The 13,428-nt window shown below is 29.8% G+C and carries 16 protein-coding genes; 13 read left to right on the top strand and 3 right to left on the bottom strand.

Annotation, left to right across the window (positions count from 1 at the left end):
• Positions 1-146 precede the first annotated feature (146 nt).
• The 3 genes from MR593_RS01010 (at position 147) to MR593_RS01000 (ending at position 1,985) form a co-directional block, all read left to right on the top strand.
• Complete coding sequence (locus MR593_RS01010) at positions 147-596, top strand: hypothetical protein (RefSeq protein WP_290685995.1); 450 nt, start codon at positions 147-149, stop codon at positions 594-596.
• An 18-nt stretch (positions 597-614) separates the two neighbouring features.
• Positions 615-1,418 (top strand): MBL fold metallo-hydrolase, encoded by an 804-nt coding sequence (locus MR593_RS01005; RefSeq protein ID WP_290685992.1) that lies wholly within the window; start codon positions 615-617, stop codon positions 1,416-1,418.
• A 276-nt stretch (positions 1,419-1,694) separates the two neighbouring features.
• Positions 1,695-1,985, top strand: coding sequence for a divalent metal cation transporter (locus tag MR593_RS01000; RefSeq protein WP_331474702.1), 291 nt, complete (start codon positions 1,695-1,697; stop codon positions 1,983-1,985).
• Positions 1,986-2,030: 45 nt separating this feature from the next.
• Here MR593_RS01000 and MR593_RS00995 read toward each other — a convergent pair whose 3' ends face one another.
• Positions 2,031-2,939 carry a carbon-nitrogen hydrolase family protein gene (locus MR593_RS00995; RefSeq protein ID WP_290685989.1) on the bottom strand — a complete coding sequence of 303 codons (909 nt, stop codon included), beginning with the start codon at positions 2,937-2,939 and terminating at the stop codon, positions 2,031-2,033.
• Positions 2,940-3,210: 271 nt separating this feature from the next.
• Between MR593_RS00995 and MR593_RS00990 the strand changes: the two genes are divergently transcribed.
• The 5 genes from MR593_RS00990 to ymfI all read left to right on the top strand — a co-directional run bounded on the left by MR593_RS00990 (position 3,211) and on the right by ymfI (position 6,915).
• Complete coding sequence (locus MR593_RS00990; protein ID WP_290685986.1) at positions 3,211-4,131, top strand: LysR family transcriptional regulator; 921 nt, start codon at positions 3,211-3,213, stop codon at positions 4,129-4,131.
• A 195-nt stretch (positions 4,132-4,326) separates the two neighbouring features.
• On the top strand, positions 4,327-4,941 hold the full coding sequence (locus MR593_RS00985; RefSeq protein WP_290685983.1) for a methyltransferase: 615 nt from the start codon (positions 4,327-4,329) through the stop codon (positions 4,939-4,941).
• A gap of 171 nt (positions 4,942-5,112) precedes the next feature.
• Complete coding sequence (locus MR593_RS00980; RefSeq protein WP_331474701.1) at positions 5,113-5,316, top strand: hypothetical protein; 204 nt, start codon at positions 5,113-5,115, stop codon at positions 5,314-5,316.
• Positions 5,317-5,440: 124 nt separating this feature from the next.
• Positions 5,441-6,172: a hypothetical protein gene (locus MR593_RS00975; RefSeq protein WP_290685980.1), complete on the top strand. Its 732-nt coding sequence runs from the start codon at positions 5,441-5,443 to the stop codon at positions 6,170-6,172.
• A gap of 2 nt (positions 6,173-6,174) precedes the next feature.
• Positions 6,175-6,915: an elongation factor P 5-aminopentanone reductase gene (gene ymfI / locus MR593_RS00970; protein ID WP_290685978.1), complete on the top strand. Its 741-nt coding sequence runs from the start codon at positions 6,175-6,177 to the stop codon at positions 6,913-6,915.
• 87 nt (positions 6,916-7,002) lie between these two features.
• On the opposite strand, the gene MR593_RS00965 is transcribed toward ymfI, so the two are convergent.
• The gene (locus MR593_RS00965; protein WP_290685976.1) at positions 7,003-7,278 is read right to left on the bottom strand and encodes a metal-sensing transcriptional repressor; all 276 of its coding nucleotides are present in this window, start codon (positions 7,276-7,278) and stop codon (positions 7,003-7,005) included.
• A gap of 167 nt (positions 7,279-7,445) precedes the next feature.
• Here MR593_RS00965 and MR593_RS00960 point away from each other — a divergent pair, with 167 nt between their 5' ends.
• The 5 genes from MR593_RS00960 (at position 7,446) to MR593_RS00940 (ending at position 12,477) form a co-directional block, all read left to right on the top strand.
• A complete protein-coding gene (locus MR593_RS00960) occupies positions 7,446-7,889 on the top strand; it encodes an Rrf2 family transcriptional regulator (protein ID WP_290685974.1) in 444 nt (147 codons plus the stop codon).
• Between the two features lie 10 nt (positions 7,890-7,899).
• Positions 7,900-9,288, top strand: a complete 1,389-nt coding sequence (locus tag MR593_RS00955; protein WP_290685972.1) for a TldD/PmbA family protein — start codon at positions 7,900-7,902, stop codon at positions 9,286-9,288.
• A gap of 5 nt (positions 9,289-9,293) precedes the next feature.
• Positions 9,294-10,637: a TldD/PmbA family protein gene (locus MR593_RS00950; RefSeq protein WP_290685970.1), complete on the top strand. Its 1,344-nt coding sequence runs from the start codon at positions 9,294-9,296 to the stop codon at positions 10,635-10,637.
• 183 nt (positions 10,638-10,820) lie between these two features.
• Positions 10,821-11,567: an ABC transporter ATP-binding protein gene (locus MR593_RS00945; RefSeq protein ID WP_290685968.1), complete on the top strand. Its 747-nt coding sequence runs from the start codon at positions 10,821-10,823 to the stop codon at positions 11,565-11,567.
• The gene (locus MR593_RS00940; RefSeq protein ID WP_290685965.1) at positions 11,557-12,477 is read left to right on the top strand and encodes a SufB/SufD family protein; all 921 of its coding nucleotides are present in this window, start codon (positions 11,557-11,559) and stop codon (positions 12,475-12,477) included. The genes MR593_RS00945 and MR593_RS00940 overlap by 11 nt, the downstream gene beginning before the upstream one ends.
• Before the next feature lie 95 nt (positions 12,478-12,572).
• On the opposite strand, the gene MR593_RS00935 is transcribed toward MR593_RS00940, so the two are convergent.
• Positions 12,573-13,428 (bottom strand): SH3 domain-containing protein (locus tag MR593_RS00935; RefSeq protein WP_290685962.1); only part of this gene is annotated, 856 nt, incomplete at its 5' end.

Here is a 13,428-nt window from a genome sequence, read left to right as displayed (position 1 = left end):
AAGCTAGAAAATGTAAATATAGATAGGTTAAAGGACAAGGATTTAAAAGAGATTTCGTATAAATGCAGTATATGTAATTCGTCTGAAAAGCTTTTATCAGATGGCAAAACTGTACTTTATTGTGCTTATTGTGGGGTGAATTTATAATGGATTTAAGAGAACTTAGAAAGATTAGCTTTGAATTTAGGAGAATAAGCAGCGATATGCTAAATTCAATAAGCGATGACAACAACGCGTATTTGATAAAATTTAGAAAATTTATAGATGATACAAAGATAATAAAGGATTACATAGATTCAAAGGTAAAATACTCGACTATAGACTGGTCTAAATCTTTTATAGAAGAGGATTGTGGGTTTAAAAGTGTAATAACACCTACAAATCAAAATGATCATATAAAGGCTATGTACGACTACCTTTTAGTTATGACTGATAGAAATAAGAGCTTAAACGGCGAGGCGTTTGATTTTCATCTAGGAAGATGCAAGGTAAATGAGAGAATTCAGTTTTATCTAAATAGAGTGTTTTTACCTCTAGTTCACTACATAAACGATTTTCTAATAGAAGAGATGTTGTCTGTAGATGAAAAGAAATAATAGGAAGGAAAAATACAAATGAGATTAGTAATATTAGTTGACAACTATGCAATAAATGGAAGAAATCTAAAGGGAGAAGGAGGAGCATCTTATTACATAGAAGATGAGGATAAAAAATTTTTACTAGATGTAGGTGTATCTGATTTGTTTATGAAAAACGCCGAAAACCTAGATATAGATTTAAAGGATGTAGATACAGTAGTTCTATCACACGGTCACTATGATCATACGACAGGCATAAAGTATTTTATAGATAGCAAGGATAAAAAAATAAATATGATTTGCCATCCTCTTTCATTTAATAAAAAGAAAAGAGAAAATAAAAACATGGGAGCACCATATAGTAAAGAAGAAATAGAAAAGCTTGCAAATGTAACTTTTTCTAAAGAGCCTCTAAAGATAAGTAAAAATATAACTTATCTAGGACAAATCCCAGACACAGTTGAATTTGAAAATAGAAAGCTTATGGGTCAAATAGAAATAGATGGCGAATTTAAGGATGATTATATACTAGACGACTCTGCTCTTTTATACAAAACAAAGGATGGAATTTATATAATCACAGGATGCTCTCACAGCGGCATCTGTAACATAATCGAATACGCCAAGAAAATAGCAAATGACGATAGAGTACTTGGCATAATAGGAGGTACTCACCTTCAAGAGATAAACGAGCAGACCGCTAAAACTATAGAATATTTCAAAGAAAACGACATAAGGGAATTATACCCATGTCACTGCACTAAATTTCATGTAAGAGCAGAGATGTTTAAAACGCTAGACATAAAAGATGCATATGTAGGTCTTGAAGTAAACTGGTAAAATTAGCTAATTTCCCAAACAGTTTATATAAAAGGGGCTAACCGTAAATTATTTTACGATTAGCCTCTTATATTTTGCAATGAATATTATAAATTATTTTTACATAATAGAATTTATTTTATCTGATACTAATTTAGCACTTGAATTTAAATCATCTAAAACTTCATTTAGAGAATTTTCGTAAATAAACTCGATAATAGTAGTAGAAGCTGTGATACTAACTGTGCCGTACAGTACATAGTTTTTTAGAAGTATTGGAACTGCTATACTGCTAGTATAGCCCTAGTAGGAATATCTATAACTTTAGGATGCGCAGCTTATATATCAGGAGACTTATCAGGAAGTGCGATGGGTATATCTACAATAACAGGTATAGATAGTCAAATTATAGGGCCTATTATAGGATGTATAGTTTTATTTATAGTATATAAGGGTTCATTTAAAATATTAGAAAGACTACTTACTGCTTTAGTTGTTGTAATGGTTGTAGTTTTCGTAACTACAATGTTTGTAGCTAAACCAGATTTAGGCGAAGTGGCTAGAGGTTTTAAAAGAGACGAGCTTTAGTGATAAGCTCGTCTTTTGCATTAGAAATTAAAATTCTATTATTTTCTATTCATTTATTTTCAATTCAAAAACATCGTTTCTAGAGTAATGACCTACAACGTCTAAATCTATTTTACTTTGGATTACTTTATCCATATCTAAATCAGCAATTAACATTTCTTCCTTATTAAATACAGGTCCTGCCACGTATTTTCCAAAAGGATCTACTATACAAGTTCCACCAGGACACATGATTTCAGGTTGATTGTCTAAATCGTGAATATAGTTTAAATCTTGAGGATACATGCTCTTTTCAACGTATTGATTGCAGCCTATAACAAAGCATCTACCTTCTAGAGCAATATGTCTCATAGTAGCTTGCCATTCTTCTCTCGAGTCAGCAGTAGGAGCTAGATATATAGAAACTCCTTTTTTATACATCGCGACTCTAGCAAGTGGCATGTAGTTTTCCCAGCATATTAAAGAACCCATTTTTCCAAAAGGAGTATCGACAACAGTTAAAGTACTTCCATCTCCTTCTCCCCATAGAGAACGTTCACTGCCAGTTGGTTTTAACTTTCTATGTTTACCTAAATATTTTCCATCAGGACCAAAGAATAAATTTGTGCAATATAAAGTGCCAATTCCATCCTTTTCAGTACATCCCATTGATAGATAGACTCCATTTTCAAGGGCAGCATTTGCTAGAATTTCTGTAGTTTCACTTGGAACTAATACAGAGCTATCGTAGTAGCGTTTAAAATCTTCACGACCAGCATCTGTTCTACTACCTACTATAAATCCAAAAGAAAGACCTCTAGGATAGCAAGAAATAAATGCTTCAGGGAATACTACTAATTTTGCACCGGCATCAGCAGCTTCTTTTATAAGCTTAACAGCTTTTTCTACTGTAGCTTTTTCATCCATAATTATTGGTGCAGCTTGTACTGCTGCAACTCTAACTTTATTACTCATATAATCACCCCTAAATAAGTTTATAAATAGATAATTATTGCATGCAAATTATGTGTAGGAAATGGTAGTGCACTTTTTATTGTAAATTCTTTCCTGTTAATATAATAATACTACAATTTATGAAATTAATAAAATTGAATTATATGATATATAAATTCAAAAAAATTGATGATAAATGATTGAGTTATTTTAAAGAACTTTGAATAAATTCAATAATGAATTATAATAAGTTTAAAAATGATAAATTTTATGTAGGATGGAGTTTGGATAGATGGAATTGAGAAATTTAGAGACATTTTGTATGATATATAAATTAAAAAGCTTTACTAAGGCAGCTAAAGAATTGGGCTATGCTCAATCAACTGTGACAACGCAAATAAAGATATTAGAAAGAGAATTAGGTGTTCAGTTATTTGAACGAATAGGCAGAAATATAGAATTGACTTCTAAAGGAAAAATATTTTTGGAATATGCTACTCAAATATTAGAACTATCAAATAAAACTATAGAGGCTGTAAGTGAAAAGGTAGAACCAGATGGAGTTTTAACTATCGGAGTAGCAGAATCCCTATGTACGATGATGTTTCACGAGCCCCTTAAAAAATATCATGAAAAATATCAAAATGTAGATATAATAATAAAAGTCGCTACATATAGAGATTTGCTAGATATGATAAAAAACAATAGAGCAGATTTTGTATTGATGATAGGTGAAAAAGTAAATGATTTTGACTTAGAATGTATAATGCACTACGATGAAGAAATGGTCATTTTAGCTTCACCTAAAAATCCTATAACTGATAAAAAGAAATTAAAAATCAAGGATCTAGAAAACCAACCTTTGATTTTAACGGAACAGGGATGTAGTTATAGGGCAGCATTTAAAAGGAGATTTAAAGAGGAAGGAATAGAGCCCCATATATCTCTTGAAGTAGGTGGATTAGAAGCGATAAAGAAGTTAACAATGGGAAATTTAGGGATAACATTGCTGCCACTTATGTCTGTAAGAGAAGAAATAGATAGCAAAAAATTGATAAGTTTAAATATAATTGATTGTGAATTTAAAATAGTTACTCAGCTTATTTATCACAGAAATAAATGGTTTACACCTGCTATGAAGGCTTTTATCGATGAATTTGAAATTTGGATAAATGAAAATATTAGCAAAGATATAGAGTTTAAAAAATATTAAATGAATATTTATATACAAGAAGTAGCTTATTTTTTTAGGAAACCTTTTGTATATAAATATTTCCATAAACAATTATTAAATCCGAGTAGGAAATTATATTAAAAAATAAAAGCAAAAATAACAATATAAATTTTTTCAAAATCAAAAAATATGTTAACATATAACTATTAAAATAATACAGAAAGAAGAGAACTAATGAAAGAAAATTACTACGAAAAATTATTAAATATAAATACAAAAGGAAATGAAAATTGGAACAAAACATCAGCACATAATCATCCATATGAACCTACTCTATATGAAGCATTAGATTTTCTATTTGAAAATTACGATTTAAATAAAAAAGATCATGTTGTAGACTTTGGATGTGGGAAGGGAAGACTTATATTTTATATAAATTATTATTTTAAATGTATTGCAAGCGGAATAGAGTTTAATGAAATATACTATAATGAAGCGTTATTAAATAAATCTAGATATATTCAAAAAAATAAGAAAATGGAGGATAAAATAAATTTTCACTGTAACCTAGCACAAAATTATGATATAGATCCAAGGGACAATAAATTTTATTTTTTTAATCCTTTTTCTGTGCAGATTTTTATGAAGGTCGTTGAAAATATACTAGATTCTTTTGAAAAAAATCCTAGAAATATAGATTTAATACTTTACTATCCAAGTGACGACTATATTCAATTTTTAGAATATAGAACTTCATTTATATTAGAAAGAGAAATTATCTTTGATGACTTATACAAAAATGATCCAAAAGAAAAATTTCTTATATATACTTTAAAAGTAGATTTCTAAAATACGCATATAATTACTTTATTTAATAAATTGAATTACTATTTTATCTTTTATATATTTTGTAAAAACGAACTATATAAATATTACTTATATATAAAGTTCGAAAAATACCTACTATAGTTGACTTATTTTGGCATATATGTTATCATTTTCCTAAAAATAAACATTTTTTTGAAGGTTATCCGTTCACTTGCTGAAATGAATATGACTATGGTAATAGTAACTCATGAGATGTCATTTGCTAGAGATATATCAGATAGAATGATATTTATGGATAAAGGAGTAATTGTAGAAAATTGTACTCCAGAGGAATTATTTAACTCTAAAAATGAACGTACTAGAGAGTTTTTAGGAAAATACCACCAAGGTGTATAGTAAAATTTTTGTAAAAAAATAAGGGGGAAGATTGAACCCTTTATTTTTTTATTTTAATATTATATTATTAAAGTTGATTTAAAATACATAAATTAATAATATAATACCATGGGGGTGAAGTATTTTGGATAGAAGGTCTAGAATTAATTTTATTTTTAGAACTATTTTATTTTTTTCAGCTATAATAATATTTATCGATAATCCAAATAATATAAATAAAATATTAAATTACGAATTGATATTTAATATAAAAGTCTACCATATATGCTGGATTTATTTAGTAAATGATATTTTAAAAGTAGTTATTCCATCTAAAAGTAAAAATACATATAATGGAAAATTATTTTTAAAGCATTATAAGGAAAGAAATAATTATAATCAAAATAGATTGCAAACTGAAGTAGTAGAAGCTAATAAAAGCGCGCTTAATGTAGCTCTACTTTGGATAGGGGCAAATATAATAATATTGTATATATTTTTAAAATTGAAATTAGATACTTCATATTTGATAATGCTATTTTTATTTTATTTTTGGTGTGATATGATATGTGTGAATATATGGTGTCCATTTCAAGCTTTATTTATGAAAAATAGATGCTGCAATGTATGTAGAATTTACAATTGGGATCATATAATGTATCTTACTCCCTTTATATTGATGCCTAATTTTTGGACATACTCTTTAGTAGCTCTCGGATTATTTAGCTTAATACAATGGGAATATCAGTATAGAAAGCATCCAGAAAGATTTTTTGGAATTTCAAATATGAATCTAAACTGCGCTAATTGTAAAAACGAGTGCAGATTTAATAGGAAAAAAGTAGAACAAAGAAGTAAAAAATATAACGAGGTATAAATATGAACAATAAAAAAACGGCTTTAATAACAGGATCATCTAGGGGAATAGGAAGGGCAATTGCGACCTTATTTGCCAGAAATAATTATAATGTTGTAATAAATTACAATAAATCTGAAGAAAAAGCAAGAGAGCTTTACAACGAATTGACAAATGAAGGCTTAGATGTGAGAATATTTAAAGCAGATGTTTCTAAGATAGAAGAAGCAAATGCGCTTGTAAACTACACTATAGGTCAATTTGAAAATATAGATGTACTAGTAAACAACGCAGGTATAAGTAAACCATGTCTATTTACAGATATGACTTACGAGCAATGGAATGAGACTATGTCTGTAAATTTAAATTCAGTATTTTATGTTACAAAAAAAGCTTTACAATATATGATTCCAAATTGTAGCGGTAAAATAATAAATATATCCTCTATGTGGGGGCTTGTCGGAGGTTCTCTTGAGGTAGATTACTCTGCATCTAAGGCCGCTATAATCGGTCTTACAAAGGCTTTAGCGAAGGAATTAGGCCCTTCTAATATAAATGTAAACGCCATCGCACCAGGTGTAATAAATACAGATATGGTGAAAGGCTTAGGCGAAGAAACTCTAAACATGCTAAAGGAGGAAACCCCTCTAATGAAAATAGGACAGCCTGAAGATATAGCTAGATGTGCTCTATTTTTAGCTGGTGAAGGTGGAGATTTTATAACTGGACAAGTAATAAGCTCAAATGGAGGATTTGTAATATAAATATAACAAAAAGGAATAGAAAAAATAAAAACTATAAATTTCAGCTCAATAATAAAATCTGAAATTTATAGTTTTTTTAATATATAATTATCCCATACGAGTAAAATAATCGATTGCCTTTGAAAAATCTTCTATTGTTTTTTCTGCATCTCCATGTTCTATTCCATCTTTTACGCAGTGGTGTAGATGACCCTCTAGAACTACCTTTCCCACTTTATGTAGAGCATTTTTAGCTGCATTTATTTGAATTAAAATATCTTCACAAGGAATATCCTCTTCTACCATTTTAGATATCGCATTTAGCTGACCTTGGATTTTTTTTATTCTAAGCTGAATATTTGGTATATCCATACATTGACGCATACTAACCCCTCCTATTATTAAACTATTATTCTATAATAATACTAAATTTTTTTAAAATCAATAAAATAATAATTCTAAAATAATATAATAATTAATAAAAACCCAATAAGTTTTTGTAATTTGAATAACGAGATTAATTATGCTAAAATTACCATGAGGTGATAAAAATGAAAGTTAGTAGACGTTTCCAATTAGCCGTACATACTATTTTATTTATTGCAGCTAACAGCGATAAAAAAAATTTGACATGTGAATACATATCAAAAGAGATGAAATGTAATCCAATAGTTATAAAAAATATACTAAACCTTTTATATAAGAATAATTTTCTTATAAAGCCTTCACCTACTTCAGGCATAAAATTAAAAAAGAATCAAAAGGATATAACTCTATGGGATATATACAAAACTACAGACGAAATAACTATAAAAGATATATTTAGTGATGATAACTTACAAATTACAAATCCTATTGTAGCTGATTTACCAAAATTACTAACTACAGATTTTGAACAAATTATTCAATTTATGAAGGTTACTTTATCTAAAGTTTCAATTGAAACTTTACTAGCAAAATACAATGAAAAAAATAAAATGAAAACATTAAATTAGGAGGTTGAATATGATTTCAAAAGAAATAGCTACACAGGTTCTAGAAAAATGTTTAATTACAGGCGCTGATTTTGCAGAAATATTTGAAGAAGACAGTATAACTAACAATATTTCTGTATTAGATGATAAAGTAGAAAATATATTAGGGGGTAGAGACTACGGTATAGGTATAAGAATTTTTAAAGGATTAAAAAGCGTATATGCTTATACAAACGACAATAGTTTATCTTCTCTTTTAGATACGGCTTATAAAGCAGCACTTGCTCTAGGAAAAATTCAAGGAGATAAATCGATAATACTTAATAATGAAAGAAAGTTTAAAAATTTACACCCTATAAAAATACATCCTAATAGCGTAGACTGCCAAGATAAAATCAAAATTATGAAAAGAGCTTATAAAAGCGCAAAGGATTTTCACTCAGATATATCTAAGGTAAGTGTAGGATATCTAGATAAAGAACAAAACATATTAATAGCAAATACAGAAGGATTGTACACTGAAGATACTAGAATTAGAACTAGACTTATGATAAATGCCATAGCTTCTAATGAAACAGAAAACCAAACTGGCACTCAAAATCCTGGAAGACTTATGGGATTTGAAATGTTTAAAGAAGAAGTAGATCCTGAATATTACGCAAGAGAAGCGGCAAAAACTGCTCATATAATGTTAAATGCAAAAAACTGTCCAGCTGGAAAAATGCCTGTAGCTATAGACAATGGATTTGGTGGAGTAATATTCCACGAGGCTTGTGGACATTCACTAGAGGCTACATCAGTTGCTAAAGGTAACTCTGTATTTGCAGGTAAATTAGGTAAGCAAATAGCTTCTACAAAAATAACTGCTATAGACGATGGTACTATGAAAAACCACTGGGGTTCATCAAATATAGACGATGAGGGAACTCCTACTCAAAAAAATGTGTTGATAGAAAATGGTATATTAAAATCATATATGGTGGACAAACTAAATGCTAGAAGAATGAATTGTGAAGTTACAGGAAGCTCTAGACGTCAAAGTTATAAGTTCGAGCCTACTTCAAGAATGACTAATACATATATAGCTCCTGGCACAGATAAAATGGAAGATATAATCAAATCTATAGACTATGGATTATACGCTAAGAAAATGGGCGGCGGTTCTGTAAATCCTGTTACAGGAGAATTTAACTTTGCAGTAAGCGAAGGATACCTAGTTAAAAACGGAGAGATAACAGAACCAGTCAGAGGCGCTTCACTAATCGGTAAAGGCAGTGAGGTTTTGATGGATATAGATATGGTATCTGATAATGTAGCTCAGGCTGAAGGTATGTGCGGTTCCAAATCAGGCAGTATCCCTGTAAATGTAGGACAACCTATGATTAGAGTTAAAAGCATAACTGTCGGTGGAAGGGAGTAATGACTATGAACTTAAACGAATTTAAAAAAATACTATTCAAAAAAGCTTCTGATGCTGGGTTTGAACAAAGCGAAATATACGTTACAAATTCAGAATCTTTAAATATATCGATTTACAAGCAAGAGGTCGAAGGCTACAACTTAAATAAAAGCTTCGGATTATCATTTAGAGGTATAATAAACGGCAAAATAGGGTATTCTCATACTAGAGTATTAGATCAAGATTCGATAGATATGCTTGTAAAAACTGCCAAAAATGCGGCTTTATTGATAGAAAACGAAGATATGCAGTTTATATACGAGGGTGATTCAAAATACGAAGATGTAATATGCTACAATGAAGCAATAGATAATTTAAATCCAAATGATTTAATAAAATTAGGCCTTGATATCGAAAAAGAATGTAAAAGCTACAACGAAAACGTAGTAAATACTGAAGGCTGCAAAGTAATATACTCCAAAGGAGAAGTCGAAATATCGAATACTAAGGGATTAAATTTAAAAAATAAACAAAATATACTTTACGCTTATATAGTACCTATAATTGAAATAGACGACCAAAAGCAAGATGGAACAGGATACAAAATAGCGACTGATATAAACGAATTAAACCCTAAGGAAATAGCAAAAATGGGTGTGGATGAAGCTCTATCTAAAATAAATTCAAAAAGCGTAAAAACAGATAACTACAAAACAGCTATCTACAATGAAGCTATGGTATCTTTATTAGAGGCTTTTTGTGGAGTATTCAGTGCAGATGCGACTCAAAAAGGTCTATCTCTACTAAAGGACAAAGAAAATACTACGATAGCCTCTGAAAAAGTAACTATTGTAGACAATCCACTTTTAGATAACGGACTTGCATCAGCTCCTTTCGATGACGAGGGAGTTGCTACATTTAGAAAAGAAATCGTATCTAAAGGAAAGCTGACTACTTTGCTTCACAATTTAAAAACTGCTAAAAAAGCAAATGTTAAAAGCACTGGAAATGGATTTAAAAGCTCTTATGCATCTACTGTATCTGTTTCACCTAGCAATTTCTATATAGAAAAGGGAGATTTATCATTTGATGAGATTTTAAAAACTTTAGACGAAGGTATTCTTATAACTGAATTTGCTGGACTTCATTCGGGAGCAAATGCCATAACTGGAGATTTCTCACTTGCTGCAAAGGGATTTTATATAAAAAACGGTAAAAGAGATTATCCAGTAGATCAGATAACTGTAGCAGGGAACTTCTTCGATTTATTAAAGCAAATCAAAGAAGTTGGAAATGACTTAAACTTCCCTCTAAGCAGTATAGGAAGTCCTACAGTTATAGCTGAAGGTCTATCTATAGCTGGAAAATAAAATTTTACTATACATCATAAATTACATATGTAGTGAATTAAAATTGCATATATTTTTGGCATTTGACAAAAAAATTGTAAAATATCGTCAATATATATGGAAAAATTATTAATTTTTGTATAATATTAGATATGTAGACAAAAAATATAAAGACATAAATATAAGAATAGAAAGGGATTTATTATGCTTGAATTAAAAAATATTACATTTAAAGTTGATAATTTAGATGGTAAGGGTGAAATTACTATTTTAGATGACGTTAGCTTTAAGGTTGAACAAGGGAAAATATTAATTATTACAGGACCTAATGGTGGTGGTAAGTCTACACTAGCTAAAATAATAATGGGAATAGAAAAACCAACATCAGGTCAAATAATATTTGATGGAGTTGACGTAACTAATCTAAGTATAACAGAACGTGCAAGACTTGGTATAGGATATGCATTCCAACAACCACCAAAATTCAAGGGCGTTACTGTTCAAAAACTTCTTAACTTAGCGTCTGGAGAAAATTTATCAGACGATGTATGCTGCAAATACCTTACAAATGTAGGACTTTGCTCTAAAGAATACTTAAAAAGAGATGTCGATGCATCTTTATCTGGTGGAGAATTAAAGAGAATCGAAATAGCATCATTAATGGCTAGAAATCCAAAACTTGCTATATACGATGAACCAGAAGCAGGAATAGATTTATGGAGTTTTTCAATGCTTGTTGACAGCTTCCAAAAATTCAAAGAAAACAAAGACCAAACAGTAGTTATTATATCACACCAAGAGAGAATAATAGACTTAGCTGATGAACTTATGATAATTGCAAACGGTAAAGTTCAAAATAAGGGAACTAAAATGGACATAATGCCACTAATTCAAAATGGTGCTAGCTGTGCCTGTCCTATAAAGGAGGTTGCTTTAACAAATGAAAGATAGTATGTTAGAAAATTTATTAAAAACAATAGCCGATATTACAGGAGAGCCTGCTGGTGCTTTCAACCTTAGAAAAGACGGCGTAGGTGTTATTAGACATTCTACAGAAAACGTAGAAATAAAATCAAAAGAAGACAAACCAGGAATAGACATAATAGTAAAACCTAATACAAAAGGCGAAAAGGTTCATATACCTGTCGTAATCACTGAAACAGGTGTAAACGATTTAGTATACAACGACTTTTATATAGGAGAAGGTGCTGATGTAGATATAGTAGCAGGCTGTGGTATTCACAACTGTGGAAGCTCTACTTCAGAACACGACGGTATCCATACTTTCTATATAGGCAAAAATGCTAAAGTAAAATACGTTGAAAAACACTACGGTGAAGGCGAAGGAACTGGAGACAGAATATTAAATCCTACAACTATAGTAAATATGGAAGAAGGATCATATTGTGAAATGGAAATGACTCAAATAGAAGGAGTTACTTCTACAGTCAGAGAAACTGAAGCTAACTTAGGTAAAGATGCTAAGCTTGTAATAACAGAAAAATTAATGACTCACGACAAACAAGTTGCAAAATCTAATGTAGTAGCAAACTTAAATGGAAAAGGCTCTACACTTCAAATAGTTTCTCGTTCAGTAGCCAAAAACGAATCTGTTCAAGCCTTCCATCCAATAGCAGTAGGTAACGAAAAATGTAGAGCTCATATACAATGTGACTCTATAATAATGGATCATGCTAAAGTTGCTTCTATACCAGAAATACAAGCAAACCACACAGATGCACAAATAGTTCATGAAGCTGCTATAGGTAGAATAAACAACGAACAACTATTAAAGCTTGAAACATTTGGCCTTGATGAACAAGAAGCAGAAGCTGTTATAGTAGATGCATTTTTAAGCTAAAAAATTAAATCTATGTAATAAAAAAGATAGCCGTACTCAATTGGCTATCTTTTTTTATCTGTATGTTTTTGTTTTAATATAAGATGATAAATATTTTAATAATTAGTTTCTTGTAAAGTAGTGATATCTACATATTGACCATAAAAATATCCAGTTTTACCTTTGTAGTTAATTTTATACCATCCGTTTTTAGTCTTTTCTAAAAGATTTACTTTAGTTCCTTTAGTTAAGACACCTATTTTTTTAGCTTTAGGAGAACCAGCTTCTCTTACATATACATCGTGGTTTATAACACCTTGAACTTCTTTAACATCAGGTTTTTCAGGAGAGTTTATAGTTATATATTTATTAGAAACATAAGCATATCCGTCTTTGTATTTAATTTTATACCAGTAAGATGTTTTAGCGACTATATTTACTTTAGTACCTTTCTTTAAAGTACCTAATTTAGTAGATGAAGTAGAAGCTGTTTTTCTAACAGTTAAGTTAGTTGTTGTAGTACCAGTTGCAGTATATGCTACTTCTTTATTATTGTTGTTATTTTTTATAGTTACGTACTTAGCAGAAACATAAGAATATCCTTTTTTGTATTCAATTCTATACCAATTAGATGATTTAGCAAATATATTTACTTGAGTGCCTTTTTTCAAAGTGCCTAATTTCTTAGCTGAAGTAGATGGTGATATTCTAACACTTAAATTAGCTGTTGTAGTACCAGTTGCAGTGTAGTTAACAAATTTTTTACTATCTTTTTGATTATCTTTATCTAATGTTACATAAGTACTATATACATAAGCATATCCATCTTTGTATTTAATTTTATACCAATTATTAGATGATTTAGCCACTATTTCAACTTTAGTACCTTTTTTCAAAGCATCAAGTCTTTTATAACTTGTTCCAGGACCTGGTCTCATAGATACATTGCTATTTATTACTCCAGTAGCTGAA

Origin of the sequence: Intestinibacter sp. (assembly GCF_022780145.1) — a bacterium.
Taxonomy (GTDB): domain Bacteria; phylum Bacillota; class Clostridia; order Peptostreptococcales; family Peptostreptococcaceae; genus Intestinibacter.
This window is presented reverse-complemented; position numbering and strand designations above follow the sequence as displayed.